The sequence below is a fragment of the Rhizobium sp. BK313 genome (assembly GCF_014193655.1).
Taxonomy (GTDB): Bacteria; Pseudomonadota; Alphaproteobacteria; order Rhizobiales; family Rhizobiaceae; genus Rhizobium.
In genome coordinates, this window is sequence record NZ_JACHZQ010000009.1 from 40,044 (window position 1) to 66,428 (window position 26,385).

Annotated in this window: 24 protein-coding genes; 16 read left to right on the top strand and 8 right to left on the bottom strand. The window is 60.0% G+C overall.

From position 1 onward, the window contains the following. Positions 1–91 precede the first annotated feature (91 nt). Entirely contained in the window at positions 92–1,492 is a 1,401-nt protein-coding gene (locus tag FHT86_RS32595) for an FAD-dependent oxidoreductase (RefSeq protein ID WP_133711059.1), read from the bottom strand. 131 nt (positions 1,493–1,623) lie between these two features. Further along, positions 1,624–2,301, bottom strand: coding sequence for a peroxiredoxin-like family protein (locus FHT86_RS32600; protein WP_133711060.1), 678 nt, complete (start codon positions 2,299–2,301; stop codon positions 1,624–1,626). A gap of 115 nt (positions 2,302–2,416) precedes the next feature. Here FHT86_RS32600 and FHT86_RS32605 point away from each other — a divergent pair, with 115 nt between their 5' ends. Then, complete coding sequence (locus tag FHT86_RS32605; protein ID WP_133711061.1) at positions 2,417–3,310, top strand: LysR family transcriptional regulator; 894 nt, start codon at positions 2,417–2,419, stop codon at positions 3,308–3,310. A 7-nt stretch (positions 3,311–3,317) separates the two neighbouring features. Here the strand turns inward: FHT86_RS32605 and FHT86_RS32610 are convergent, their stop codons facing one another. The 4 genes from FHT86_RS32610 to FHT86_RS32625 are packed head-to-tail and all read right to left on the bottom strand — an operon-like array spanning position 3,318 to position 8,495. Beyond that, the gene (locus FHT86_RS32610) at positions 3,318–4,475 is read right to left on the bottom strand and encodes a mandelate racemase/muconate lactonizing enzyme family protein (RefSeq protein ID WP_133711062.1); all 1,158 of its coding nucleotides are present in this window, start codon (positions 4,473–4,475) and stop codon (positions 3,318–3,320) included. 43 nt (positions 4,476–4,518) lie between these two features. Further along, positions 4,519–5,604 carry an ABC transporter ATP-binding protein gene (locus FHT86_RS32615; protein WP_133711063.1) on the bottom strand — a complete coding sequence of 362 codons (1,086 nt, stop codon included), beginning with the start codon at positions 5,602–5,604 and terminating at the stop codon, positions 4,519–4,521. A 14-nt stretch (positions 5,605–5,618) separates the two neighbouring features. Beyond that, positions 5,619–7,352 (bottom strand): ABC transporter permease, encoded by a 1,734-nt coding sequence (locus FHT86_RS32620; RefSeq protein WP_133711064.1) that lies wholly within the window; start codon positions 7,350–7,352, stop codon positions 5,619–5,621. A gap of 9 nt (positions 7,353–7,361) precedes the next feature. Beyond that, positions 7,362–8,495, bottom strand: a complete 1,134-nt coding sequence (locus FHT86_RS32625) for an ABC transporter substrate-binding protein (protein WP_166657001.1) — start codon at positions 8,493–8,495, stop codon at positions 7,362–7,364. 179 nt (positions 8,496–8,674) lie between these two features. Between FHT86_RS32625 and FHT86_RS32630 the strand changes: the two genes are divergently transcribed. Both FHT86_RS32630 and FHT86_RS32635 read left to right on the top strand, forming a co-directional pair. Then, entirely contained in the window at positions 8,675–9,430 is a 756-nt protein-coding gene (locus FHT86_RS32630) for a GntR family transcriptional regulator (RefSeq protein ID WP_133711066.1), read from the top strand. A 28-nt stretch (positions 9,431–9,458) separates the two neighbouring features. After that, entirely contained in the window at positions 9,459–10,547 is a 1,089-nt protein-coding gene (locus FHT86_RS32635; protein WP_133711067.1) for a mandelate racemase/muconate lactonizing enzyme family protein, read from the top strand. Between the two features lie 36 nt (positions 10,548–10,583). On the opposite strand, the gene FHT86_RS32640 is transcribed toward FHT86_RS32635, so the two are convergent. Beyond that, entirely contained in the window at positions 10,584–11,228 is a 645-nt protein-coding gene (locus FHT86_RS32640) for a GntR family transcriptional regulator (RefSeq protein ID WP_133711068.1), read from the bottom strand. Positions 11,229–11,420: 192 nt separating this feature from the next. On the opposite strand from FHT86_RS32640, the gene FHT86_RS32645 reads away from it, so the two are divergent. From FHT86_RS32645 to FHT86_RS32685, 9 genes are all read left to right on the top strand, one after another. After that, entirely contained in the window at positions 11,421–12,845 is a 1,425-nt protein-coding gene (locus FHT86_RS32645) for a M20 family metallopeptidase (protein WP_133711069.1), read from the top strand. Continuing rightward, positions 12,838–14,520, top strand: coding sequence for a M28 family peptidase (locus FHT86_RS32650; protein WP_133711070.1), 1,683 nt, complete (start codon positions 12,838–12,840; stop codon positions 14,518–14,520). Before FHT86_RS32645 ends, FHT86_RS32650 begins: the two co-directional genes overlap by 8 nt. A gap of 74 nt (positions 14,521–14,594) precedes the next feature. Then, positions 14,595–15,446, top strand: a complete 852-nt coding sequence (locus FHT86_RS32655) for a transporter substrate-binding domain-containing protein (RefSeq protein WP_133711071.1) — start codon at positions 14,595–14,597, stop codon at positions 15,444–15,446. Positions 15,447–15,613: 167 nt separating this feature from the next. Further along, on the top strand, positions 15,614–16,333 hold the full coding sequence (locus FHT86_RS32660; protein ID WP_133711072.1) for an ABC transporter permease: 720 nt from the start codon (positions 15,614–15,616) through the stop codon (positions 16,331–16,333). Then, positions 16,333–17,058 carry an ABC transporter permease gene (locus tag FHT86_RS32665; protein ID WP_133711073.1) on the top strand — a complete coding sequence of 242 codons (726 nt, stop codon included), beginning with the start codon at positions 16,333–16,335 and terminating at the stop codon, positions 17,056–17,058. The genes FHT86_RS32660 and FHT86_RS32665 overlap by 1 nt, the downstream gene beginning before the upstream one ends. Beyond that, a complete protein-coding gene (locus tag FHT86_RS32670) occupies positions 17,055–17,819 on the top strand; it encodes an ABC transporter ATP-binding protein (protein WP_133711074.1) in 765 nt (254 codons plus the stop codon). Before FHT86_RS32665 ends, FHT86_RS32670 begins: the two co-directional genes overlap by 4 nt. 36 nt (positions 17,820–17,855) lie before the next feature. Further along, positions 17,856–18,713 (top strand): transporter substrate-binding domain-containing protein, encoded by an 858-nt coding sequence (locus FHT86_RS32675; protein ID WP_133711075.1) that lies wholly within the window; start codon positions 17,856–17,858, stop codon positions 18,711–18,713. 223 nt (positions 18,714–18,936) lie between these two features. Next, positions 18,937–19,689 (top strand): YoaK family protein, encoded by a 753-nt coding sequence (locus FHT86_RS32680; RefSeq protein WP_133711076.1) that lies wholly within the window; start codon positions 18,937–18,939, stop codon positions 19,687–19,689. 281 nt (positions 19,690–19,970) lie between these two features. Then, positions 19,971–20,741, top strand: a complete 771-nt coding sequence (locus FHT86_RS32685) for a gamma-glutamyl-gamma-aminobutyrate hydrolase family protein (protein WP_133711077.1) — start codon at positions 19,971–19,973, stop codon at positions 20,739–20,741. Between the two features lie 77 nt (positions 20,742–20,818). On the opposite strand, the gene FHT86_RS32690 is transcribed toward FHT86_RS32685, so the two are convergent. Then, positions 20,819–21,853 (bottom strand): aldo/keto reductase, encoded by a 1,035-nt coding sequence (locus tag FHT86_RS32690; protein WP_133711078.1) that lies wholly within the window; start codon positions 21,851–21,853, stop codon positions 20,819–20,821. Between the two features lie 93 nt (positions 21,854–21,946). On the opposite strand from FHT86_RS32690, the gene FHT86_RS32695 reads away from it, so the two are divergent. The 4 genes from FHT86_RS32695 to FHT86_RS32710 all read left to right on the top strand — a co-directional run bounded on the left by FHT86_RS32695 (position 21,947) and on the right by FHT86_RS32710 (position 26,385). Then, positions 21,947–22,849 carry a LysR family transcriptional regulator gene (locus tag FHT86_RS32695; RefSeq protein ID WP_133711079.1) on the top strand — a complete coding sequence of 301 codons (903 nt, stop codon included), beginning with the start codon at positions 21,947–21,949 and terminating at the stop codon, positions 22,847–22,849. 187 nt (positions 22,850–23,036) lie between these two features. After that, positions 23,037–24,098 carry a LacI family DNA-binding transcriptional regulator gene (locus FHT86_RS32700; protein WP_133711080.1) on the top strand — a complete coding sequence of 354 codons (1,062 nt, stop codon included), beginning with the start codon at positions 23,037–23,039 and terminating at the stop codon, positions 24,096–24,098. 75 nt (positions 24,099–24,173) lie between these two features. Beyond that, positions 24,174–25,460 (top strand): sugar ABC transporter substrate-binding protein, encoded by a 1,287-nt coding sequence (locus FHT86_RS32705; RefSeq protein ID WP_312862616.1) that lies wholly within the window; start codon positions 24,174–24,176, stop codon positions 25,458–25,460. A gap of 4 nt (positions 25,461–25,464) precedes the next feature. Next, positions 25,465–26,385, top strand: coding sequence for a carbohydrate ABC transporter permease (locus FHT86_RS32710; RefSeq protein WP_133711081.1), 921 nt, complete (start codon positions 25,465–25,467; stop codon positions 26,383–26,385).

Here is a 26,385-nt window from a genome sequence, read left to right on the forward strand (position 1 = left end):
TCGCGTATTTTTCGCCCTGCTCAGGGCGGTCAGCGAAAAGGCCCGGGATGGCATATCATCCCGGGCCTTTTCATCGAACATGGCAGCGTGACTATCGTGCAGACCGCGGAGCTACGTTCCCGAACAAGGGGCCCAGGCCTTCAGCGATAGTGAGATGGACGATAACGGCGTCGCGAAGCTTTGAGTAAGGCAAACCGGCCAGCATAGCGGTCTGGACCGCAGCCATAACCTCGCCGGCCTCCGAGCCGATCATCGTAAAGCCGAGAATGCGATCGTCCTCAGCGCTGACGAGCACCTTCATGAAGCCTTCGGTTTCCTCCGTCGCCTCCGTGCGCAGAACATTGCTCATCGGCAGCGTTGCTATGCGCACCGCAATGCCCTGACGCTGCGCCTCGCCCTCGCTCAATCCGACACGGGCAAGCGGTGGATCGGTGAACATGACATAGGGAACCAGCCGATCGTCAGTCCTGCGGTTGCCGCCCGCCATATTGTCCCTGACGATCCGGAAATCGTCGACGGAGACATGGGTGAACTGCGGACTGCCGGCGCATTCGCCGATCGCCCAGACGCCGGAGGCGGCAGTCTCCAGCCTCTCGGTGACGCGAATGAAACCGCGACCGTTCAGCTCGATGCCGGCCTGTTCCAAGCCGATATCTGCCGTATTGGGAATGCGTCCTACGGCAACGAGAAGATCGCTGCCGTCGATCCGCTGTTCACCTGCGGCCGTACGCACAGTCACACTTACTTCGTCGCCCGAAAGGCCACGGACATTGATCGGTTCGCCGCCGAGCAGCACCTCGATGCCTTCGCTCGTCAGAATGCGCAGCATTTCCTCGGCGATATCAGCGTCTTCCCGGCCCATCAGTCGCTGGCCAGGCTCGATGATCGTCACACGGCTGCCAAAGCGGCGAAAGGCCTGAGCCATCTCGATGCCGACATATCCGCCGCCGAGCACAAGCAGATGCGCCGGCAGGTAGTCGAGTTCCAGCGCTTCGATATGTGTGAGCGCACGGGCGGCCTCGATGCCGGGAATGTTCGGGATAGCGGCATGCGAGCCGACATTGACGACGACCTCGTTGCCGGTCAGCAAACGTGTACCGCCGTCATTCAGCGCCACCTCAATGGTCTTGGGGGCGACGAAACGTCCGCTTCCCATGATCAGCTCGGCACCGCTGGTCTTATAAGCGTTCAGATGAAAGGCAATCTCGCGATCGACCATTTCCTGTTTACGTTGGCGTACCCTGGTCATGTCGATCTTGACGGGACCCGTGACCGTGCCGAACTGGGCGGCGTTCTGGACCACGTGCGCGACCCTGGCGCTCCAGATCTCGTTCTTGCTGGGCAGGCAGGCGACGGCGGGGCAGGAACCGCCGACCCAACGCCGCTCGACGACGGCAACCTTTTGCCCTGAACGAGCCAGGTGCCAGGCAAGCAACTTACCACCCTGCCCGCTGCCGAGGATCAGGGTATCGAACTGTTCTGGGTTAGACATAGAGTTTCCTCCTTCAAGAATCATTGACGCTGATGCAATCAGATCGCAGCCATCGGCCCGATCGAGGTGAGGTGGCGCTGCTGCTGACCACCGAGAGGGTACCGATGGTCGAGCTATGGACCTGCGGGACTTTATGCTGCACGTCGGCTCGCCAGAAGGTCGAGGGTCGGCAGAAGTTCCGAAGGATCCGGCCGCTTGGTGTAGTCCGGATTGATTTCAGAATACGCGATGACACGGTCGCGATCGATGATGTAACGGGCGGGCATCGGAAGGGTCCACGAGCTATTGCCGTTGAAAGCCTCAAGGTCGGCGCCAAGGGTCTTCTGAACGGCGATCATCTCTTCGGAGAGCTTCCAACGAAGGCCAAACTTCGCCGCCAGCTCGCCGCCGGCATCGTTCAGCATGGGGAAAGTCAAATTATGCTGACGGATCGACTTGCGGCTATGAGGGGCGGTCTGCGGAGAAATGGCAACGAGGCTAGCGCCACGGGCGACAATCTCGGGCACCGCCTCTTGCAAAGCCGAAAGTTCCAGGTTGCAATAGGGGCACCATGCGCCGCGGAAGAATGTCAGCACGGCGGGGCCCTTGGCGAGCAAATCTAAGAGGCTGACCAGCGTGCCATCGGAGCCTCCGAGCGTAAAGTCCGGGGCGACGTCACCAGCCCTCAGGGCTCGCTCCGCTTGGCCCGACGCAACCAGCGCCGCCGTCGAGCGATGGAAAGCGTCGATGATGGTGCGGGGAATGTTGTAAGGGGGATCCCCGGACTCGAAATCCTCTTTGAAAGCGTCGAGGCGATCTTGAAGGGACATTGCCATGATCCTTGGCTCGGCCGATCAGCCCATGCCGATCGCACACTCAAGAAATGACCCATTCCGCAAAAAGCGGGTATCCATTGATATCGGATATGATCTATACGCCTGACGTATGAGTGATCGACTTCAGCAATTGACCTTGTTCGTCCGCGCCATCGAAGCGGGCAGCTTCTCCAAGGCTGCGCGGGAGCTTGGTCTCTCCCAACCATCCGTGTCGCGCAATATCGCGGACCTGGAGGAACGTATTGGCGTCAAGCTGTTGCTGCGAACCACCCGTAAGCTGATGCCCACGGATGCCGGCCGGGTTTTCTTCAAGCAGGCAAGGGACATTCTCAACGGGCTCGACGAGGCGGAGAGCGCCGCGCGAGGAGCCGACAGTCTCTCGGGCGTTCTGCGCCTCGCTTTGCCCGTCGCCTTCGGCACACGGGAAATCACGCCCCTGCTCCGTCCATTCCTGGATCGACATCCGGCGCTGACGATCGATATGCTGATGGCCGATCGTTTCGACGATCTGGTTGCCGAAGGCGTCGACATGGCATTGCGCCTCGGCCGGCAGCCGGACTCGAGCTTTGTTGCTCGTCGGCTGGCCAGCGCGCGGCGCCTCATTGTGGCCTCGCCCGACTATCTCGCTCGCCGCGGCACTCCGGCGACGCCCGCAGAGCTCGCCCAGCATGATTGCCTGAGAGGACCCTCTGACCCCTGGACCGAAGGCTGGTCGTTCAAGCACGGCGACACCGTGACCTCAATCGCCGTCGACGGGCGGATCCGGGTCAATGCCGCCAGCGGCCTGATTGCTTGCGCGGTCGAAGGCCTGGGACTGGCTCTCGTTTCGCTATGGATGTGCCGTGCCGAGCTAATCGCGGGAACTCTTGTGCCTGTTCTCAACGACTACACCCTGAATCCGGTCGATGCCTATGCGGTATTTCCGGGCGGTCGTCAGCCATCCCACAAGGCGCGCGCGCTCACCGAGTATTTGGCAAACGCGCTGCGATCCGAGCTTGAGTAGCACTCCATTATTGATCGACGACCGAGCCGTCGACATGAAGACGGGTGTGCATCTTTCGGGGGCGATACGGATATTTCTGTGCCGCATCCGGCCGCAGAGTGATGCCGATGCCCGGTTCGTCGCTGATCGTCAGAAAGCCCTCACCGTCATGTTGCGAGGCGCCGGCGAGGAAACTGTCCGTGTCCGGGCGCTTATCCGTGACGTCCCATGTATCGTTCGGGAATTCCTGCAGCACGAAGTTCGGCGCAGTCGCCGCAATCTGGAGGCACGCGGCCGTCGACACTGCGCTCAACGGATTGTGTGGCACGACACCGACATGCGACGCCTCAGCAAGGGCCGCGATCTTGCGGGCGCCGGAAATGCCGCCGACGATGCAGACATCGGGGCGAACCATCTGTACGGCATTCCGCGCCAGAAGCATCTGGAACTCCCACAGCGACGTCATGCGCTCGCCGGTCGCAATCGGAATGCCGATCTTGTCGGCGACATAGGCCATTTCATCGAGATTATCGGGCGTGACCGGATCTTCCATGAACAGCGGCAGGAACTCCTCGATACCCCTGCCAAGCTGAACAGCCTCGAAAGGAACCATTCGTCGATGGATCTCAATGCAGAGATCCATGTCACGACCGGCAATCCTGCGATATTCGCGCACCGTATCAATGGCGTCGCCGATCTTCTGCGCATGCGTCTGGAAAAAGGGTACCTCGCGGCGGGAATCAAGAAAGGGCGTCAGGTGACCGACGGCGGTAAAACCCATTTTTTTGGCATCCTCGATGCCAGCGAAAAGCTCCTCCTTGGTCTCTCCGAAGACATGGTAGTATGCGCGCGCCTTGTCGCGTACCTTGCCACCAAGAAGAGCGTGTACCGGGGCTTCGAAGTGCTTGCCGGCGATGTCCCAAAGAGCGATATCGATGGCGCTGATTGCTGCCATGATCGCCGAGCCACGGAAATGCGCCCAGCGATACATATATTGCCAGTGATGTTCGATGCGCAGCGGGTCCTCGCCCAGGAGGTAATCCTTGAAGCGGGTCACCGCGCCGGCCGTCGCCTCGTGAAACCCCCAGGCGCCGCCCTCACCCAGACCGACCAATCCGTTATCCGTGCGGATTTCGACGAAGAAATATTTGTCGATAAAAATGCTTTCGATGCTTTCGATGCGCATGTGCAAATCCTTTCGTGCCGTTTCGTCCGCAAAGGCGTGCGGCTCAATGTTCCGAGATGATGATGACGTCGTCGGGTTCGATCCGGATCCGGATGGTTTCGCCGATTGCGGGAGGCCGGCGCGCCGGCAGTTCGGCGCGCAGCGTCACTTCGCCCAACCGCAAACTGCATGTCACGAGCGGGCCAAGGAAACCGAGGGATTCGATGCGCGCATCGAAGCAATTCGCGCCGGTCTCGTCGCCGGGGATACGGCTGATGCTTTCGGCCCGGATGCAGGCAAGAACCGCACCTGACGCACGGGCGTCTTGTCCGCGTGAAAAATGCCCTTCCACGGTTACGCCGCCGGGGAGTGCCACCTGCGCCGTACGATCGCCGGCGGAGCGAACGACTTCGGCTTCAACGATGTTGGCATTACCGATGAATTCGGCAGCGAACCGGCTGGCCGGCCGCTCGTAAAGGTCGCGCGGCGTGCCCGACTGCATGATCCGTCCGTCCTTCATCAGGATGATGCGATCGCTCATCAGCATCGCTTCGGACTGATCATGGGTGACGTAAAGCGAAGTCTGGCCCAGCCGGCGCTGCAGTTCCACCAATTCGAAGCGCATGCGGTCACGCAGGCCGGCATCGAGATTGCTCAAGGGCTCATCGAACAACAACAGCCGCGGCGAGGTGACGACGGCGCGGGCAAGCGCCACGCGCTGCTGCTGCCCGCCGCTCAGCTCCGTTCCGTAGCGGTCGGCAAAGCCGTCAAGGCCGACGAGTTTGAGTGCCTCGCCGACTTTCCTCTCAATATCGGCAGCGGGCTCGCGACGGATGCGCAGCCCATAGGCGACGTTCTCGAAGACCGACATATGCGGCCAGACCGCATAGGACTGGAAGACCATGTTGATGCCCCGCTTGTCGGGCGGTACATCACGGCCGTCCGCTGCCATAGTCGCTTCGCCCAGGCGGATGGTTCCGCCGGAGGAACCTTCGAGACCGGCGATGCATCGCAACGTTGTCGTCTTGCCGCAACCACTCGGACCGAGCAGTGAGACGAATTCACCGTCCTCGACCGTGAAGGAAATATCGCGGACGGCGATCACGGCGCCATACGCCACAACAAGATCTTCGACCCTCAGCCTAGCCATGAGACTTCCTCCTCTTAGGTGGCCTGCGACAGCTTCACGCGCAGCACGAAACGCCCGATGAAAATACCGGCGCCAAGGATCGCGGTTTGCAGGAGGCCGATGATGGTGGCGTTCTGGACATTGCCGAATTCGAGGTAGTCCCAGGACATGACCGACAGCACCTTGTTGCTCGGTGATGCCAGCAGTATCGCTGCGCTGATCTCACGGATCGAGAAAATGAAGACCAGGATCCAGGCTGACAGCACGCCCGGCTTGATCAACACGAAAGTGATCTTGCGCGCCGTGTGCCAATGCGACCCTCCGCAGACGGACGATGCCTCTTCCAGCGACTTGTCTATCTGGATCATCGACGTGTCGATCATCCGGTAGGCAAAGGGGATGTAGGACGCCACAAAAGCGATCACGAGGATCCAGATCGTTCCATAGGCCGGCGTCATCAAATAGGTCCAAAAGATGCCGGTGCCGAAGACGATGCCCGGCACCGCGATCGGAAACATCGCGATATAGTCGAGAATATCGCCGCCCCTCACCCGCAGGCGGCGAACCGCATAGGCAAGGACGATGCCGAGCGCGACACAAAACGTGGGAGACAGGATGCCGACCAGCAGCGTGTTCCAGATTGACTGCTGAACGGAAACCGATCCGAGAACCGCCCTGAAATTGGCAAGCGTGAAGTGGGCTTCGAGGATCGACGACGAGGTGAAGCTGGTGAAGGCGACATAGAGCAGCGCCAGGTAAGGCAGGATGATCGCAAGCACGACGTAGGCCAAGATAAAGAGCAGCGCGGCGAACTGCCAGCCGCGAAGCCGGACAAGCCTGGTACGATACCCCCTTGCGGTCACCGTGACGAAACGCGTCGCAACCCGCGAGGCAAAGCGATAGAAAGCCACGCCAATCAGCGATATCCAGAAAAGCAGCGTTCCGATCGCCGCCGCCCGCGAATAATCGAGCGGAAAAGTGGCGACGGCGCGGTAGATATCGACGGCGAGGAACGGCATAGCCTGCGTGCCGCCGAGCGCGGCCGGGATGGAAAAGGTGCCGCAGGTCAGCACGAAAACAAAGAAGAAGGCCGAGATGATGGCCGGGCGGACGATCGGAAGCGTGATCTTATAGGCCGTCGTAAACGTGCCGGCACCGTTCAGATAGGACGCCTCCTCCATCGAGGGATCCATGCCCTTCAGCGCCGAGGACACCGTCATATAGGCATAAGGCACATTGTAGAGGGCCATGATCAGAATGACGCCCGTGGCGCTGACGACATTGATCACGGCGCCCTGGATGCCGAGGAGGTCGCGAGCCATAACATTGAGCAAGCCCGCGTTCGGCGAGGCCAGGATCAGCCAGGCGAGAGCCCCGACGAAGGGCGATAGATAGAGCGGCGCAATCACGCATTGCTCCATGAAGCCCCGCGCCCGGATGTCTGTCCGCGACAGCAGCCAGGCAAGTGCGATCCCGACAAGGCAGGCGATCAGCGAAACGAGAAGCGACGCGCCGATGGTGACGGCAAGCGTCTTCAGATATGGCAGCGTCGTATAGACGGTCTGCAGGCTCCTCGGGGAAAACTGTGCGCGCGGATCGACAAAGGTTCCCGTCCGCATCGCGCCGAGGAACATCAACAGGATCGGCAGCAGCACCAGTACGGTCAGCAAAATGCCGAGCGCCAGCGGCAGAGCCAGCCCGCGCCGGCTCCGCAAGCGCTCGGAGCGACCGGCCGGGATGACCTGCGCTTGTGTTTGCGATATCGACACGTCGCTACCTCACCGTCCGAAAATCTGGTTCCATTCGGCGATGATGGGTTTGGCCGGATCGACGTAGCCGGGATCGTTCAGGTAATCGAGGTACAGGTCCGCGGGGTCGGCATACCAATCCTCCTTGTACCAGTCGCCCTTGTTCGCTTTGCGGCCATCGACGGTATCTTCGCGCGCAGACGCAACGCCGGAGAGCTTGAACCACTCGGCCTGCCCCTCCTGACTTGCGGCCCACTCCTGAAAGAGTTTCGCCGCGTTGGAGTGTGGCGCATGGGCGGAAATCGCCTGAACAGTGAGATTGGCCGGCGTCGGCGACGGAAAAATCCAGCGGATCGGCGCGCCCTTGAGATAGAGATTGCCCATATCGCTCTGCGACGCCTGATCGACAATCGCATGTTCGCCAGCGCCGACCCGGTCATACATCGGCGACTTGCTTTCATAGATCTGCGGTTTCAAAGCAGCGATCTTGGCCTCATAAGCAGGACCGAACTGGTCGCGCTTGCCGCCTAGAAACATATAGACGAAGGAATAGCTGCTGCCCCCGGATGCCGGCGTCGAGGTGGCCATTCGGCCTGTCCAACGCGGATCGGTCAGGGCCTGCCAGCCGCCTTCGCGGATCAATTTGTCTTCTTCCGGCGTGACCTTTTGAGAATTCCAGGCAATCCCCATCGCGTTGACGAAGATGGTGTACCAGATGCCTTCCTTTTTCATCGACGGACGAATGCCAGCGCCGGAGGGAGGCGTATATTCGCCGATCAACCCCTCATCATGGGCGGATTCGATGAGCACCGTATCCGTGATCTGGATGACATCGGCAATGTGCTGGCCGACGCGCTCCTCCGTCAGCCACCGATCGAAGAGCGGATAGCTCGGACCGCGGACATTCTGTGTCGTGATGCCATATTTCTTGGTGAAGGCCGACGTCCAGGTCGCCGTGATGTCGATCGCGGTCGTATGATAATAGGTTAGCGTTCCCTCGGCCTTGGCGGCGGCGATCAGATCGGCGTCCGGCGCTGCTTGGGCCAGAGCGCGGCCGGAAAAGGGAATCGCGGCGGCAGCAGCGCCTATTGCACCCAGTTGAAGCAAATGTCGCCGGGAAATCTCCCGACGGAATCCGGGCACGCCATTATTGTCGGTCGTCATTCGCATTCCTCCCTGACAAGGCGACAGGCTCCTCTCCTATCGCCACTTGCTATCCTATATTTGCGCAAATATAGGATGAGTCAACGCTCGATCGGAAGATTTGCGCAAATATAGGATTTCGTGCAAGAGCCCGACTATTCGTCTATGATCCAGCCTGCGAGCAACAAAAGGAGTGATTGATGAGGGTGAGTTCCAAGAGTTTGGCCAGCATACCCCCGCTCAATGAACCGGTTTATCTGCGTGTCAAACGGGCGATCGTGGCCGATCTGGTCTCAGGAGAATTCTTGCCCGGCATGCATCTGACCATCGACACGCTGACAACGCGCTACGGCGTCAGCCATATGCCGATCCGGGAAGCGCTGCGTCAGTTGGAGGGTGAAGGCATCCTGATCTCGCTCGCCCATCGCGGCTTCAAGATCGAATCAGTGACCGAGGATTACATCCGCAATATCTACGACATCCGTGTCGGCATCGAATCTCTGCTCGCGCATCGGGCGGCGGAACTGGCGACCGATGAGGACATTCGCGACATCAGAGAGTTGCATGAGAACCTGTCCGCGTTGATCCGCAGCGGCGGCGGGGTGCCTGCTGCGCTTGAGAACGTCAAATTCCACAAGCGGATCTATGCCATCGCCCGCAATCCCGAAGCCGAGCTCATTCTGGAGGGACGAACGCGCGTTGTGCGCAGTGTTGGCGACGGCTTCGGCGGCTATACGCCCGACGTTTACGAAATTGTCATCGCCGAGCATGAAAAAATGGTCGTGGCCCTCGAACGAAAGGATCCTAAAGCCGCGGGCGACGCCGTGTTCGATCACGTCAGCGCGGCGCGCGACCGCCTTTTGGCGAAGATGGCGGAGACGCACAGGTTCACGTCTGACATCGCGCCGCAAAGCGGAACACAGCCATCCCACGGCATTCCGGGCCAAACCCTTTGACGACCTTATAAGAGCTCAAGAGGATTTCATGACCATCAAATCTGCCCGCGTCACCGCCTATGCCGCACCCTATGACGAACCAATCACCAACGGCCTTTATACCTACACCCATACGCAAATCGTGGTTGTCGAGCTGGAGACCAGATCCGGGATCGTGGGCCTCGGATGGACGCATGGTGGCAAGATCGTCTACGAGGCTCTGCGGGAAATAGCGCAGCTCGTCGTCGGTCAGCCGCTCAACACCGAGCGGATCTGGAAACTCATCTATCAGCCGAAGCTGTTCGGCCGTCGCGGCCTCGAAACCCGCGCCCAGAGCGCCGTCGATATCGCCGTCTGGGACGCTATCGGCAAGGAATGCGGCCGATCCGTTCATCAGATGCTGGGCGGCTATCGCGATACGGTGCCGGCCTATATCGCGGGCGGCTACTACGGCAAGGGCAAAGGCCTCGACGGCCTGCAGAAGGAAGTTTCGGACAAGGCGGCAAAAGGCGCCAAGGCAATCAAGATGAAGATCGGCGCCGTGCCGCTGGATGAGGATTTCGCCCGGGTCGATGCGGTCATCGAAGCCGTCGGCCCCGGTGTTTCGGTCCTCACCGATGCCAACAATGCCTATAACCGCCTGGACGCCCTGAAGATGGCTCGTTTTCTCGAAGAACGCGGTTGTTTCTGGTTCGAGGAGCCGCTTTCGCCGGAAGACAATGCCGGTGCTGCTGACCTCGTTCGCAGGACGGATATTCCGATCGCGCTCGGCGAAAACGAATATACCATCACCGGTTTCCGCGACCTGATCACCGCGGGCGCGGCAGACGTGCTCAACGCCGACGCGCAGATTCTCGGCGGCATCACCGAATGGCAAAAATGCGCCCACTATGCCGATGCCAACCATATCCCGGTTGCGCCGCACGGCGACCAGGAAATCCACGTCCATCTGGTTGCCGCCGTGCCGAACGGGCTGATCGTCGAATATTACGACAACAGCCTCAATCGTCTGAAGGACGCGATGTTCCACCAGCAACTCGAGGTGAACGCCGACGGCTCCATCAGCGCTCCGACGCGCCCCGGCCTCGGTTTCGACCTCAACCACGCCGCGTTGGAGAAATTCAAGGTCGAAAGTTGAGGCGCCAATCTTTGGATGATGGTGTCCGTGAGGACCTTAGGATTGGCGGATGTGGCGTATCGTCAGACGTTTCAATTCTTCGACATCCCCGGCATCAATGGCATCGATCATCAGATGATGCTCCCGCCCTGACTGTTCGACGCGCGCACGGGTGCGCCATTGCGAAACCGGCGCGGAAGAGGTGCGCTGGCGGATCTCGGTGATCAGTTCCACCAATTCCCTGTTGCCGCCGAGCGTCAGCAATTCGCGGTGGAAGGCAAGATTGGCTTCGTAAAGCTCCAGCATGGTGCCGAGGAGAATCATCTCATCAAACCGCTTGGCCAGAGCGCGTAGTTTCCGGATGCTCTCGGGCGAAGCGTTCTGGACGATTTCGCCGGCAATCGCCGTCTCCAATATCACGCGGATATCGCTGACTTCGGCGGCACGGCGGCCGTCCGGCTCATAGACATGATAGCCCCGGTTGGGCACGTGTTCGACAAGCCGCTTCTGCGCCAGCCGGTCCAGTGCGCGGCGCACTTCCGGCCGCGTACACCCGTAGCGCTTTTCAAGATCGATCTGCTTGAGCCAAGTTCCGGGAGGGAGCAATCCCCCGAGGATATCCTGGAGAATGAAATCGGTGACATCACGGGTTGCCTCGTCTTCGACAACCGTCTCGCCGCTCTTCAATCCGACATCGCTCATCTCAATTCCCCTGCCACTCTAGCTGCGATCGATATCACGTTGGCATGGACTTCTGTAGCCGGTCGTACACAACGCACCGAAAGCTCCCGCTGATGAAAAAATATCCATGCCGATATATTGCGCAAAAAATTTTTGTACCCTAAATTGGCGCCAATTTTGGTAACTCTATAATCCGAGCCTCATCGAAACGCCATGAAAAACTCATCAGAAATCTGGGATACGGTCGAAGAAAAACGCCAGGCTTTCTTTGATCTCAGCGATCGCATCTGGGGCATGCCGGAAACCAATTATGAGGAATTCCGCTCCTCGGCCGAGCACGCACTTCTCCTCGAGCAGGAAGGCTTCCGCGTTCAGCGCAACGTTGCTGGGCTGCCAACGGCCGTTATGGGTGAAGCCGGCGAAGGCGGTCCTGTGATTGCGATCCTCGGCGAATTCGACGCCCTTCCCGGTCTCAGCCAGGAAGCCGGGATTGCCGAGGAGCAACCGCTCGTCGCTGGCGGCAATGGCCATGGCTGCGGTCACAATCTGCTCGGATCGGGTTCGATGCTTGCCGCCGCCGCGGTCAAGGATTTCCTGGCTGCAAACGGCCTGAAAGGACGGGTTCGCTATTATGGCTGCCCCGCGGAAGAAGGCGGCTCGTCCAAGGGCTTCATGGTGCGCGCCGGCGTATTCGACGACGTCGACATCGCTATTTCCTGGCATCCGGCCGCCTTTGCCGGTGTCAACAATCCGATCTCGCTTGCCTGCAACGAGATCAATTTCCATTTTTCCGGCCGCGCATCGCATGCCGCCGCAACACCGCATCTTGGCCGCAGCGCGCTTGACGCCGTGGAGCTGATGAATGTCGGCGTCAACTATATGCGAGAGCATATGCCGTCGACGGCACGGATTCACTACGCAATCACCGATGCCGGCGGCGCAGCACCCAATGTCGTACAGGCGCGGGCGACGGTGCGCTATCTGGTACGCGCTCGCACGCTCCCCGAACTGTTGAGCCTCGTCGCGCGCGTCAAGAAGGTTGCCGAAGGTGCCGCCCTGATGACCGAGACCACCGTGCGCAGCGAGATCATCAGCGGCGATGCTAATCTGGTCGGCAACACGCCGCTGGAAGAGCTGATGTTTGCCAATCTCGAAAGGCTCGGGCCGCCGGCCTTCGACAGCGCCGATGAAGAGACGGCACGCAAATTCCAGGAAACCTTTAGCGCGGAGGATATCTCCGCCTCCTACGGCCGCTTCGGCCTGAAGCCGAAGAAGAACAAGGGGCTTTGCGACATCGTCTTCCCGCTTGATGCCGGCGACGGCACCCTGGTCGGCTCGACGGATGTCGGAACGGTGAGCTGGGTGGTGCCCACTGTGCAGATGCGCGGCGCCACCTATGCCATCGGCACACCCGGCCATTCCTGGCAGCTTGTCGCGCAGGGAAAGCTGCCCGCTGCTCATAAGGGCATGGAGCATGCAGCAAAGATCATGGCGAGCACCACCCTCGATCTCATCAGCGATCCAGCTCTTATCGAAGCGGCCAAGGCGGATCACAAGGCCCGTCTCGACGGCACCCCTTTCGTCAATCCGATCCCCGACGACGTCGAGCCGCCGCTGCCGGAGAAGAACAATGCCTGACGGCGGCCTGCAGCCCGATACCAACCGCCTGATGGCGCATATCCGCGAATTCTCCCGGCGCGTAAAGCTCTCGGGAACTGCCGAGGAACTGGAGAGCTTCCGCTATCTCCAGGCTGAAATGGACGCTTACGGCTATCGCACGCGGCTGCTATCCCACGATGCCTTCATTAGCCTGCCGGGCAAAGCCGGGGTGGAGATCGATGGCAAGGCTCTGCGCTGCATCACCCATTCCATGTCCATATCGACACCGGTCGGCGGTATCGATGCCGAACTGATCCGTGTTGGCGAAGGACATGAAGCTGACTTCTCCAGCCTGGATGTCCGCGGCAAGATCGTGCTTGTCGACGGCATCGCGACCGAGGAGGTGGCAGCACTTGCAAGTGCTGCCGGTGCCATCGGGCAGATCCATATCAGCCCCAACGAACATCTCTACGAAATGTGCGTCTCGCCCGTCTGGGGAAGTCCCTCGCAGCATACGCGCAACAAGCTCCCGACGACGGCCATCTGCACGATCGCACTGGAAGATGGCGACCGTCTTCACAAACGGCTCGCCGGCGGCAAGACGATCCGCGCCTCGATCGAAACCGAAGTCGATACCGGCTGGCGTAAGACGCCCATCCTCGTTGCCGAACTCGGTCCGAACAGCAGCGCCGAAGATGCCCCCTTCGTCCTCTTCTCCGGCCATCATGACACCTGGCATTTCGGCGTTATGGACAATGGCGGCGCCAATGCAACCATGCTCGAAGCGGCGCGATTGCTGGCCGCCGGGCGACAGGATTGGAAGCGTGGGCTGCGCATCTGCTTCTGGTCGGGTCATTCGCATGGCCGCTATTCCGGCTCGGCCTGGTATGCCGACGAGTATTTCGACGAACTCGACCGCCGTTGCGTCGCCCATGTGAATGTCGACTCCACCGGCGGCGAAGGCGCGACCGTGCTGACCAATTCCGGCGTCATCGACGAATTGCGGTTCGTTGCGGCCGAAGCGATCGAAGCCGTATCGGGCCAGAAACATGCCGGTCGGCGCCATGGCCGCGCCGCCGACCAATCCTTCTGGGGCGTCGGCATTCCCTCCATGTTCGGCAGCCTCAGCCACCAGCCCCCTTCCCCGGTCAAGATGCTGACGGCGCTCGGCTGGTGGTGGCATACGCCACACGACACCGCCGAGCATATCGACCCGGACAACCTCGTCCGTGACACGCGCATCATCCTTTTGGTGCTGCACCGCCTGCTGACGGCTCAGGTCCTACCCTTCGACTATGCGGTCTATGCGCGGTCGCTCGGCGACGAGCTTGCGCGTCTGGATAAAGACCTCTCCGGGCGGCTGGATATCGGCGCGCTTCGAACCTCAACCGCAGACCTCGAGCGGTGGGCGACGGCGCTGACACAGCATTCGGCCGGCGCGATAGAGGCTGCGGCAGAACGGATAAACGCAGCCCTGATGCGCGCATCGCGTCTGCTAGTGCCGCTCAACTACACCAGCGGCGAACGCTTCCATCCGGATTCCGCTCTGCCGCACGCGCCTTGGCCGTCGCTCGATGGCATACGGGAACTTGCGCGGCTGCCGGCCCATTCGGAAGACACGGCCTTTTATGCCGTTCATGCGCGTCAGACCCGCAATCGCATCGCGCATGCGCTGCGCGAAGCCAATGCCGTCCTCAAGGGCGCTCTCGACTAACGAAACCGACAAGGGGCGGACAACGCTCTACACAACCGGCGGCAACGACGCCGCACCGAAAAGGGGAATGAAAAATGAGGAAGAAATTTATCCTGACGGCCATTGCCGTTGCCCTTGCTTTCACACCTGTCGCCGCGAATGCCAAGGATTGGACCCATGTCAAGGTCGGCATCGAAGGTGCCTTTCCTCCGTGGAATCTCATGAATTCCAGCGGCAAGCTCGCCGGGCTGGATGTCGATCTCATCAACGACCTATGTGCTCGCGCCAAGGTCGAATGCGAGCTGATCGCCGGCGATTGGGCCGGCATGATCCCCGGCCTCAACGCCGGGAAATACGATCTCATCATGACCCTCGGCATCAATGAGAAGCGCAAGCAGGTCGTGGATTTCACCGTGCCTTATGCCAGCGGCGTCGCATCCTTCCTGTTGCTGAAGGGCGGCACGGTCGACGAGCTGCCCGACACCGGCAAACGCCTGAACCTCAATGACAAGGCGGCGGCAGATCCGATCATGGCTGAGATCGCCGACAAACTGAAGGGTAAGACCATCGGCGTCGTGCAGTCGACCAGCCAGGAACAGCTCATCAACGCCTATTTCGGCAGCAATGTCAGTGTCCGTTCCTATCAGAACTCGGGCGAGCGCGATCTCGACCTCAAGGCTGGCCGCATCGATGCCGGCTTCGACAGTGGTGTCTACGGCATGACGGCGCTTGCCAAACCCGGAAACGAAGACCTGGAAATGTCCGGCCCACTGATGAAGGGCGCCATGCTGGCAACGGAAGTCGCCATCGGCATGCGCAAGGGCGAGACCGACTTGAAGGCGAAGTTCGATGCCGCAATTGAGGACGCGGCTAAGGCCGGCACCATCAAGACGCTCTCCGAAAAGTGGAGCAAGCTTGACCTGACGCCGACCTTCGGAACGAACTGAGGCATTTTCCGTCCGGCAGCCATTTCCGATCATGACGGCGCTCGCCGGCGTGCAGGAACTGGCTTTGCAGGATATGAGCCCGGCCGGAAGGCATCCTCCACAAGCGAGATCATGGATATGTCAATTCCAATCCCTGTCTTGACCCCCAGCGTCCGACTGGTTCGACAATGAATCAGCCGGGTTTCTTCGACATTCTGAGCTTCGGACCCGACGGCTGGGCGAAAGCCTTGCTTGCCGGCGCCTGGATGACCATTCTCATCGCGATTGCCGGCTATGCCATCGGCATCGTCATCGGCGGCTTCGGCTCCTGGGCCAAGGTTTCGGGTGGCCGTGCCACCCGCGTTGCCGCCGATACCTATACGACCGTCTTGCGCGGCATTCCCGACCTACTGGTTATCTACCTTCTCTATTTCGGCGGCAGCACGGCGGTAACGGCTGTCGGGCGCCTGTTTGGTGCGGAGGGTTTTATCGGCTTTCCAGGATTCCTGGCGGGCGCACTGGCGGTCGGGATCACATCGGGTGCGCAGCAGACGGAAGTTTTTCGCGGCGCCTTCAAAGCCGTGCACCGCGGCGAGATCGAGGCGGCGATCGCCTGCGGCATGTCGCGCTGGCTGCGCTTCCGGCGCATCGTCGCACCGTTGACCCTACGGCACGCACTACCCGGTCTCGGCAATGTCTGGCAGGTGGTGCTGAAGGAATCCGCCCTCGTCTCGATCACCGGCGTTGCGGAACTGCTGCGCCAGGCGCAGGTCGGCGCCGGCTCCACCGGCCTGCCTTTCGATTTCTACCTGATCGCCGGGCTCCTTTATCTGGCCATATCGACGATTTCAGGCGAGCTGATGCGTCAGGCGGAACGCTACTTCAACCGCGGCGTCAGGAGGGCCTAATGGACTGGAACTTCCTCAGCGAAACCTTCGTCAGCCTGATCGCGGCCATCCCGCTGACGCTTTCGCTCGCCGGCCTGTCGATCCTCTTCGGCGCAGTACTGGCGCTGGCGCTCGCCATGGCGCGTCTGACAGGCGTTGCGGCCCTCGACTGGTTCGCGCGCTTTTATGTCTTCATCTTCCGCGGCACGCCACTGCTCGTGCAGATATTCTTGATCTACTACGGCCTCGGTCAATTCCCGGCAGTGCGTCATAGCATTCTCTGGCCGATCCTGCGCCAACCCTATTGGTGCGCCGTCCTGGCCCTCACGTTGAATACCGCCGCCTATGCCAGCGAGATCATTCGCGGCGGTCTGCTGTCGGTTCCGCATGGCCAGGTCGAGGCGGCGCGTGCCTGCGGCATGGGGCGCTTCATGCAGTTTCGCCGCATCATCCTCCCACTCGCCATCCGCCAGGCGCTTCCGGGCTATGGCAATGAAATGATCTCGATGGTCAAGGCGACCTCGCTTGCTTCCATCATAACATTGATGGAGGTGACCGGCGTTGCGGCCAAGATCATCTCGGAGACCTATCGCGCCATCGAGGTCTTCGTCGTTGCGGGTGCGATCTATCTTGCCATCAACTTCCTGCTCACCCGCCTCGTCCAACTGCTCGAATATTGGCTGAGCCCGCATCTGCGTCAGCCGCGACCCTTTCTCGTATCGACCACCGAAGGAGATGCGCCATGACCGATACGGCTCCCGCGCTGAGCGTCAGGAACCTGCACAAGAGCTTCGGCCCGGTCGAAGTCCTCAAGGGCATATCGCTTGACGCCCAGGAAGGCGACGTCGTCTCCATTCTCGGCTCGTCCGGATCAGGTAAATCGACCTTCCTTCGCTGCATCAACATGTTGGAAATGCCCGATTCCGGCGACATCACGGTAGCCGGTGAAACCATCCACATGCAGTCCGGCCGGAAGGGCATGCACCCGGCCGATCGCCGGCAAGTGGATCGCATCCGCTCCAGGCTTGGCATGGTCTTCCAGAGCTTCAACCTCTGGAGCCACAAGACCGTTTTGGAAAACATCATCGAAGCCCCTATCCATGTGCAGCGCCGCTCTAAAGCGGAATGCGTCGAGGAGGCGGAGGCACTGCTTGCCAAAGTGGGCATCGTCGACAAACGCAACCATTATCCTTCGCATCTTTCCGGTGGACAGCAGCAGCGCGCCGCCATCGCCCGCGCACTTGCCATGCGGCCGAAGGTGATGCTGTTCGACGAGCCGACATCCGCGCTCGATCCGGAATTGGTGGGCGAGGTCCTGCGCGTCATGCGCGGGCTCGCAGAGGAGGGACGCACCATGCTCATCGTCACGCACGAGATGAGTTTTGCCCGCGACGTCTCCAGCCGTGTGATCTTCGTCCACAAGGGACTGATCGAAGAAGACGGCGAGCCGCATGAGGTTTTCGCCGGCTCGAAATCGGAGCGCTTCCGCCAGTTTATTTCCAAATAAGCCAACCATCCGACAACAAAAAAGGGAACAATGACAATGAAATACATAGGGTTTCTGCTGAAAGCTCTCAGCGTTTTAACGCTTGTCTTCGCGTCCACCGTCGCACATGCGGAGGACAAGAAATGGACGCACGTGACGATCGCCACCGAAGGTGAATTCCGCCCGTGGAACTTCACCAAGTCGGACGGCACGCTGGATGGCTACGAAATCGACCTGATCAAATATCTCTGCGCCCACATGAAGGTGGAATGCACGACCGTCGTCCAGTCCTTCGACGGTATGATCCCGGCGCTGCAGGCCGGCAAGTTCGACGCCATTATTTCGGGCATGTCGGCGACGCCGAAGCGCGAGGAAGTCATTGCCTTCAGTGATTCCTACGGCACGACCGGGCAGACTTTCGCCACGCTGAAGTCCGATCCGCTGGCGCAATTGGCGCTGAAGGACCAGGTCTTCTCGCTCGCATCGAACGAACAAGGCGCGATCGATGCGCTTAAGCAGCTCGAACCCATGCTGAAGGGCAAGACCATCGGCGTGCAAACGGCCTCAATTGCCGAGACCTTCCTGCAGAAATATCTGAAGGACGTCGTCACCATTCAGGAATACAAGACGACTGAACAGCACGACCTCGACCTCAAGGCCGGCCGCGTCGACCTGATCATGGCCTCGACCGCTTACCTGTCGACAGCCGCCACCAAGCCCGGCAACGAGGACTTCGTGCTGACCGGTCCGCGCTTCCAGGGCGGCCTGCTCGGACGCGGCAGCTCCGTCGGCCTGCGCAAGACCGATCCGGAACTGAAAGCAATGTTCAACGACGCCATTGCCGCCGCCAAGGCCGACGGGACAATCGCGAAGCTCTCGCAAAAATGGTTCGGCTTCGATGTAACGCCGCGCTGAGATTTTTGACTTGGGGGATACGGATGCCTCCGTGGCAGCCGTATCCCCAAACCATTGCGAGACCTCATCCGCCAGCAAACTTCTGATCGCCGACAGGAACGGTCACTTGTGAAAAAGTGGCGCCTCGGAGTAAGCTATCCCCGCAAAGCAACGAAAACGCGCCTAAACAACAATCCCATCCTCGCGGCTGTTCCGATGCCGTCACGCCGATAGCTCACGCCACATGCTCGTAAGACAGGGTTCTCATCGTAACGAAAAGATCGACCGCGGGCTTGCGGCTTCGCTTGCCGCGATCGCCGGCGCGCTGAACGCGTCGGCTTTCTACGCCGTCGGCTTCTTCTCCGCCAACATGACGGGCAACGTCTCCACGCTCTCCGATCATCTCGCCATTGGCCAATGGCTCTCCGCGCTGTTCTATGGCGGGATCGTGGTGGCATTCGTGCTCGGTGCGGCGGTGTCGACACTGATCGTCAATGAAGGACGTCGCCGTGACGTCCATGCCATTTATGCCTACAGCATTCTGACCGAAGCGGCGCTGCTCGCCCTTCTCGGCTTCGCGGATCTCTGGCTGCTGGCCACCTGGCGCGTGCCGGTTCTTATTCTCGGCCTTGCTTTCCTGATGGGCGTGCAGAATGCCGTCGTCACCCGCATTTCGGATGCCCGCGTGCGTACTACGCATGTGTCCGGGATGGCCACCGATCTCGGAATCGAGCTCGGGATTGCCTTCGATATTTTATGCGGACGCGAGCCCAAGGCCGAGGCTCGGCACAACCTGACCAAGCTCCGGTTGCACCTATACACAATTGCTGCCTTCCTGATCGGCGGCATTCTGGGCGTCGTTGTCTATCGCGCCGTCGGTGGCTACCTTCTCATTCTGGCCGCGGTCGTACTGACGGTGATCGCACTGGACGCAATTCGGCGGGCGAAATGGACGCTGTCCGCTCCGGGCACCATCCCATCGGACATAAACCAGTGAGCCCACAATCGAGCTCTCTCAAATGCCTTAAGGCAAAGTCCCGATTTGCCCCCTGTCGCTCATCGCCGCTCTGTTCAGATCTGGAAATTGTGTATTTGACTTTGAGGCCGCGATAGTTCTTGCGCCTTCGTCGGTGCAAAGGATATCCGTTGTGATAACAGAGCCTGCCAAGTCGGGAACCGATTTCGACTTCGCCGCATGATCGGCGATGAGGTCGATTGACCTCGCAGATGAGCCTAATGATTTCGGCGTGGCTGGCGTGGCTTAAGGGTGAGATCAGAATGACGAGACCTGTGATCGGCGTAATCGGGAACACTCGCTTCGTGGAGAACCGAATTTCCGCCCAACAGGTTGGAGAAAATAATCTTCGGGCCATAGCCGAGGTTGCCGGCGCATTGCCGCTGATGTTTGCCGGCAATCCGGAACTCACCGACATTCCGGACTTGCTGGCGAGCGTCGACGGTGTGCTGCTGACAGGTGCAAGGGCCAACGTGCATCCAACCCATTTCAACACCGCGCCGGATCCCAAGCATGAACCGTATGACGAGGATCGTGACGCCGTGGCGCTGCCGTTGATCGCAGCCTGCGTTGCGCAAGGTTTACCGGTCTTCGGCATATGCCGTGGTTTTCAGGAAATGAATGTTGCTGCCGGCGGATCGCTGCATCCCGAAATTCGGGAATTGCCCGGACGTATGAACCATCGGATGCCGCGCCTGGAGAATGGCGAAATCCACCCTGATATGGAGGTGGTTTTTGCCGACCGCCACGATGTCCGGCTTGTCCCTGACGGAGTGTTCGCACGCATTTTTGGCCGGGATATAATCCGGGTAAACTCGCTTCACGGACAAGGCATTCTCGAGCTCGGCGAGCGCGTCGTCGCAGAGGGAATTGCCGAGGATGGTACGATCGAGGCGATCCGGTTCAAAGATGCCCGGGGTTTTGCGCTCGGCGTGCAATGGCATGCCGAATACGACCCGCAAACCAATCCCGTGAACCGTGCCCTATTCCAGACGTTTGGCGATGCGGTGAGAATGCATCGGGAAAGCCGTTGAAATTTGGCTTTCCGATACATTTAGAAATTCTGTTTTACCAATATGATATATAAGAATCTTATTGTTAAGCAAAAACTTCAAACAAGCGGCGGATTCAATTTGGCAAACCCTTCCTGGCGCCTGTAGGGGAAATAGGGATAGGGTGCCGTCACCGAACTGGCCCGATCCAACTTGTCGGTCTGCTCCTTCGTCAGCGACCAGCCGACTGCACCGAGATTTTGCCGCAACTGTTCCTCGTTGCGCGCGCCAATGATGACGCTTGAAACGGTCGGTCGGCTGACAAGCCAATTGATGGCGATCTGCGGTACCGTCTTGCCCGTCTCGGTCGCGATACCATCCAGCGCCCCGACAATGTCGAAGAGCTTCTCGTCATCGACCGGTGGGCCGTAGGCCGCGGTGTCGTGCAGGCGGCTTTTCTCCGGGAGCGCTTGGCCACGACGGATCTTGCCCGTCAGCCGGCCCCATGCGAGCGGGCTCCACGCCAGTGCGCCGACATTCTGGTTAGCGGCAAGCGGCATCAGCTCCCACTCGTAGTCGCGGCCGGCAAGCGAGTAGTAGACCTGATGCGCCACGTAGCGCGGATAGGCATGCCTTTCCGAGACGGCCAGCGATTTCATCAGCTCCCAGCCTCCGAAATTGGAGGCGCCGATATAGCGAAGCTTTCCCGCTGTTACGAGACGATCGAGCGTAGAGAGCGTTTCCTCGACCGGTGTCGAGGCATCGAAGGCGTGCAATTGCAGCAGATCGATATAGTCCGTGCCGAGACGGCGCAGGGCATCCTCGACAGATTTGACCAGCCGCGAGCGTGACGTGCCCCAATCGCCTGGTCCGTCACCGGTCGGAAGTGCGGTCTTGGTCGAGATCAGCACGGCATCCCGCCGGCCCCGGATCGCCTGGCCTAGCACCTCTTCGGATGCCCCTGCAGAGTAGACATCAGCTGTATCGAAGAGATTGACGCCGGCTTCGAGGCAGATATCGACGAGACGCCGTGCCTCCGTCGCATCCGTTGTCCCCCAGGCGCCGAACAGCGGGCCGCTGCCGCCGAATGTGCCCGCTCCAAAGCTCAACACCGGCACCCTCAGGCCGGATGCGCCGAGATTTCTGTATTCCATTGATCTGTCTCCTGTCGTTTCAACAGAGATAGACGCTCCCCTTAGCATGATATAGATTGCCTAGACGAAACTCATTTGTGATTTGAATTCATCATGAGCCGACAGGACACTAATCGCTCGGGCGAGATGGAAGTCTTCGTGCGCGCCGTCGAACTCGGCGGCTTCACCGCCGCGGCGGCAGCCTGCCGCATGACGCCGTCGGCTGTCAGCAAATTGGTGAGCCGTCTGGAAACCCGACTGGGCGCACGCCTTGTCAACCGCTCGACGAGGCGCCTGCAACTGACGCCGGAAGGATGCGCTTTCTATGAGCGCAGCGTTACCATCCTCGCAGATATTGCCGAGGCCGAGCGCTACGCTTCAGCCGGTGAGCAGGCTGCGGGACGTATCCGCATCAACACCAGCGGTTCCTTCGGCAATCATGTGCTGGCGCCGCTCATTCCCTCCTTCATGGCGCTGCATCCCGCCGTCTCGCTCGATATCCTTCACACCGACAGGGTCGTGGATTTGATGGAGGAGCGGGCCGATGTTGCAATTCGAACCGGTCCGCTCAAGAATTCGAGCCTGATCGTTCGCAAACTCGGTGCCGCGCGCAAGATCATCGTGGCCTCGCCGGACTATCTCCGCCGCCACGGTGCTCCGAAATCAATCGTCGAGCTCGAAAAGCACTGCAGGATCGGCTTTTCCTATTCTCGCGCCATCGAAGACTGGCCCGTGCGGAGCGGCAGCGAAACAGTGACAATTCCCGGTATGCCGGGCCTGCAGGTCGGCGATGGCGAAGCCATGCGCCATCTCGCGCTTGCGGGTGCCGGCGTCGCACGGCTTACGGCGTTCACAGTCAAAGCGGATATCGATGCGGGCCGTTTGGTGGCCATTCTCGAAGAGCTCAACCCAGGCGATATCGAGGAGTTTTATGCTGTCTACATCGGCCAGGGCGGACCGCTGCCGGCGCGCGTCCGCGCGCTTCTGGAGTTCCTACGCGACAATGTCAGACTGTGACCAGATGGGCCGCGCCTGCATCCCCACATTGCACCGACACGTGAAGCGTAGCTCCCAAACCCTGGCCGTCCCGGCGGGATAAGAGTCACGCTGACAAAAAGTGATATCGATCTCACAATATCTCTTGCCAAAATGTGAGATCGATATCACACTCCGATAAATCCATCGCATTTCTGGCATCAGCGACATGAGCGACAAGTCCGTTACCCTTTCAGACATTGCCAGCCACGCCGGGGTTTCCCGCGCTACGGTGGCGCGGGCCTTGAGCGAGAAGGGCTATGTCGCAAAGGAAGCCAAAGCCCGCGTCGAGGAGTCTGCGCGGCTGCTCGGATATCGTCCGAATGTGCTCGCCCGCGGCCTGCGCGCCAAGCGCAGCTTTACGATCGGGCACATGGCGCTCGGGATCACAGACAATCCGTTTTTCGCGCATGTGGCTCGCAGCGTCGAGCAACAGGCATTGTCGGTTGGTTACAAGGTCTTCCTGTATAATCAGGACGAAACAATGGAACATGAACGTCAGGGCATCGAACGCTTCATAGAGCGTCAGGTCGATGCGGTGATTTTCACCTACGCTCTCGATGCGCGCAATCTCGACCTCCTGCACAAGGCCAGGATGCCGATCGTTCAGATCGAGCGGGACCGGTCGAGCAATACCCATTCCGTTCTGGTGGACAATCGCCCGGGCGCGGAAGCCGCCATGCGGCACCTCGTCGGCCTTGGTCATCGCCGTATCGCATTCATTGGCGGGGATGCCTTGCTCAACCGCAGGTCGGTCAGTCGAGAGAGATCTGTCGAGGAAGAACGGCTGGACGCCTATCTGCATGTCCTCTCCGAAGCCGGAGTCGCGCCGGATCCCGCGCTGATCCGTCTTGGCCACTACATCGTGAGGGACGAGCGGGGGGAAAATGTCGTCGGCTATCGCGATACCCAAGCGCTGCTGCAATTGGCAGACAGGCCGACGGCGATATTCACCGGATGCGACATCATCGCGGCGGGTGCGATGCGGGCGCTCTATGAAGCGCGGCTTCGGATTCCCGATGATATTTCCGTTGTCGGCTACGACGACACGCTGGCGCCGATGTTGGCGCCACGGCTGACGACTGTTGCCCAGCCGATGGAGGAACTTGGGCGGACGGCAGTTCAATACGCGCTTGCGGCGATAGACGATCCCACCATCACGCCGCAGCACATCGCACTTCCGACCCATCTTATCGTTCGCGATTCGACAGGTCCGGTTCGTAAGAACTGATTGAAGCCGGCAAAGGAGGTCGGGAGGAGCATAACGAAGACCGAAGCTTGATTTGCACAATTGGGAGGAACCATCGTGACAAATTTCAATCGCATTGCCTTGACGCGCCGCCAATTGATGGCCTCGGCGGCAGCAACCATGTTCGTCGCAGCATCTCCATTTCCTCTGCTCGCACAGGAAAAGGTCAAACTGAATTTCTGGGACATGATATGGGGGCCGCCGGAATATATCGACGCTGCAAAAGAGCTCGTCCAGAAATTCAACAGCGAAAACCCGTCGATAGAGGTGACCTACCGTTCGATCCCGTGGTCCGACTGGTATCAGACATTTGTCACCGCGATCGGCTCCGGCACCGCACCCGATATCTCCACAGGAGCCGGTTATCAGGCAGTGCAGCTTTATGACCAGGGCGCGATCCGTCCCATGGACGACTATATCAGTGAGATCAAAGGCTCGGGAGAAGCCGACGACTTTCTGCCCAATACGATCGACACCTTGCGCTATGAGGATAAGTACGTCGCCCTGCCGTGGGGACTCGACATCCGCGTCTGGTTCTATCGCAAGGATCTGCTCGAACAGGCCGGTGTCAAACCGCCGAAATCCTGGGATGAGCTCCGCGCTGCGGCCAAGACCTTAACCAAGGATGGGAAATACGGGATCGTCGCTTCCGGCGACACCGGCGGATCGCACTATCTCTACAACGCCATCCTGAACAATGGCGGCGGCCTGTTCGACAAGGATCGCAAGCTCGATCTCCGCAGCGAGCGCAACATGGAAGCTTTCCAGGCGCTCGCCGACATGGTCAAGGACGGCTCGGTCAGTCCGGCGAGCACGGGCTATAGCAGCGATGACCGTCGCGCCGCCTTCTACCGTGGTGAGGCAGCCTTCATGCTGGATGGCCCGGGGGCGATCGCACAGGCCGGCGACGCCGCAGGCAAGATCGGCATCGTCGAACCGCTTGCGGGCAAGCACGGTGACAAGGGAACGATCTTCTGGGTCAACAATATCATGATCTACCAGCAGACCCAGCATCCCGATGAAGTCAAAACTTTCCTGAAATGGTGGTCCAAGAACCAGACGCCGCTGTGGTCGAAAGGCAAATGCGGGCAGATCCCGGCACGCAAGTCGATATCGGCCGATGCCTATTTCACAAACAACCAGCCGCTATCCTATGTGATCGCCAACTACATCCCGACCGGAAAAACAACCGCCACCAATGCGTCGGGAATCTTTCCGTCGTTGAACGATCTCGAAGGTGAAGGGGTGATGCAGTCGTTTGCCCAGGAGCTTTGGCAGGGCAAAGACCTGAACAGTGTCCTCGACACCGCAGAGGCCAGACTGAAATCTGTCGTCAAGGGATAAGACCATGTCCGTCGCACCACCACGGGTGTACGACGGCATCCACCCCCGACGCACCGGCGTCGGGGCTTGGTTGAAGTCGTCCAACAGCTTTCCCTATCTCCTGCTCGCGCCCTCGGTGGCAATGATCGTCGGTGTCATTGCCTATCCGATGATCCTGGGCTTCCTCTATGGTTTTACCGACAGTACGATGCTGAAGCAGGGCGATTTCATCGGCCTCGAAAATTACATCGACTTGCTGGCCGCCCCCGATTTTCGCAACGCCCTGCTGTTCAGCCTGATCTTTGCGCTGTTCAACGTGATTGGCTGCTATGCGCTCGGGCTCGGTCTGGCGCTGCTGATGAACGAGGAATTGCCGTTTCGCGGTTTCTTCCGGGTCGCTCTTCTGTTGCCATGGATCGTGCCCTCGATCGTGTCGATCGTTAGCTGGCGGTGGCTGATTGCCGATCAGAACGCCCTGGCAAACCAGATCATACGCGCCTTCGGCGGCAGTCCCATCTTCTTCCTGAGCGATGCCGGATGGGCTATCGCCGTCGTCATCGTCATCAAGATTTGGCGAAGCTTCCCCTTCATGATGCTGTCGCTGCTGGCCGCGATCCAGGGGCTCGACAGGACGCTTTATGAAGCAGCGGCGATCGATGGCGCCTCACGATGGAAGTCGTTCATCTACATCACCATGCCGCAGCTCAAGAACATTTCGATCGTCCTGTGCCTGCTCATGACCATCTGGACGGTCAACGATTTCGATACGCCGTGGCTGCTGACGCAGGGGGGTCCGGCGAACGCCACTGAGAACCTGGTGCTGCTTGCCTACCGCTACACCTTTGGCCGCAACGATGTCGGCATGGGATCGGCGGTGTCGTTTACGACCCTCATCATCCTCATGGTTCTCATCGTCTTCATGCTTCGCGCGCAAAGGGAGCGTTGA

Excerpts from the sequence above, each read along its gene's own strand:
- FHT86_RS32595 (WP_133711059.1), bottom strand. The coding sequence starts at position 1,492 with ATGTCTAACCCAGAACAGTTCGATACCCTGATCCTCGGCAGCGGGCAG.
- FHT86_RS32600 (WP_133711060.1), bottom strand. The coding sequence starts at position 2,301 with ATGTCCCTTCAAGATCGCCTCGACGCTTTCAAAGAGGATTTCGAGTCC.
- FHT86_RS32605 (WP_133711061.1), top strand. The coding sequence starts at position 2,417 with ATGAGTGATCGACTTCAGCAATTGACCTTGTTCGTCCGCGCCATCGAA.
- FHT86_RS32610 (WP_133711062.1), bottom strand. The coding sequence starts at position 4,475 with ATGCGCATCGAAAGCATCGAAAGCATTTTTATCGACAAATATTTCTTC.
- FHT86_RS32615 (WP_133711063.1), bottom strand. The coding sequence starts at position 5,604 with ATGGCTAGGCTGAGGGTCGAAGATCTTGTTGTGGCGTATGGCGCCGTG.
- FHT86_RS32625 (WP_166657001.1), bottom strand. The coding sequence starts at position 8,495 with ATGACGACCGACAATAATGGCGTGCCCGGATTCCGTCGGGAGATTTCC.
- FHT86_RS32630 (WP_133711066.1), top strand. The coding sequence starts at position 8,675 with ATGAGGGTGAGTTCCAAGAGTTTGGCCAGCATACCCCCGCTCAATGAA.
- FHT86_RS32635 (WP_133711067.1), top strand. The coding sequence starts at position 9,459 with ATGACCATCAAATCTGCCCGCGTCACCGCCTATGCCGCACCCTATGAC.
- FHT86_RS32640 (WP_133711068.1), bottom strand. The coding sequence starts at position 11,228 with ATGAGCGATGTCGGATTGAAGAGCGGCGAGACGGTTGTCGAAGACGAG.
- FHT86_RS32645 (WP_133711069.1), top strand. The coding sequence starts at position 11,421 with ATGAAAAACTCATCAGAAATCTGGGATACGGTCGAAGAAAAACGCCAG.
- FHT86_RS32650 (WP_133711070.1), top strand. The coding sequence starts at position 12,838 with ATGCCTGACGGCGGCCTGCAGCCCGATACCAACCGCCTGATGGCGCAT.
- FHT86_RS32655 (WP_133711071.1), top strand. The coding sequence starts at position 14,595 with ATGAGGAAGAAATTTATCCTGACGGCCATTGCCGTTGCCCTTGCTTTC.
- FHT86_RS32660 (WP_133711072.1), top strand. The coding sequence starts at position 15,614 with ATGAATCAGCCGGGTTTCTTCGACATTCTGAGCTTCGGACCCGACGGC.
- FHT86_RS32665 (WP_133711073.1), top strand. The coding sequence starts at position 16,333 with ATGGACTGGAACTTCCTCAGCGAAACCTTCGTCAGCCTGATCGCGGCC.
- FHT86_RS32670 (WP_133711074.1), top strand. The coding sequence starts at position 17,055 with ATGACCGATACGGCTCCCGCGCTGAGCGTCAGGAACCTGCACAAGAGC.
- FHT86_RS32675 (WP_133711075.1), top strand. The coding sequence starts at position 17,856 with ATGAAATACATAGGGTTTCTGCTGAAAGCTCTCAGCGTTTTAACGCTT.
- FHT86_RS32680 (WP_133711076.1), top strand. The coding sequence starts at position 18,937 with ATGCTCGTAAGACAGGGTTCTCATCGTAACGAAAAGATCGACCGCGGG.
- FHT86_RS32685 (WP_133711077.1), top strand. The coding sequence starts at position 19,971 with ATGACGAGACCTGTGATCGGCGTAATCGGGAACACTCGCTTCGTGGAG.
- FHT86_RS32690 (WP_133711078.1), bottom strand. The coding sequence starts at position 21,853 with ATGGAATACAGAAATCTCGGCGCATCCGGCCTGAGGGTGCCGGTGTTG.
- FHT86_RS32695 (WP_133711079.1), top strand. The coding sequence starts at position 21,947 with ATGAGCCGACAGGACACTAATCGCTCGGGCGAGATGGAAGTCTTCGTG.
- FHT86_RS32700 (WP_133711080.1), top strand. The coding sequence starts at position 23,037 with ATGAGCGACAAGTCCGTTACCCTTTCAGACATTGCCAGCCACGCCGGG.
- FHT86_RS32710 (WP_133711081.1), top strand. The coding sequence starts at position 25,465 with ATGTCCGTCGCACCACCACGGGTGTACGACGGCATCCACCCCCGACGC.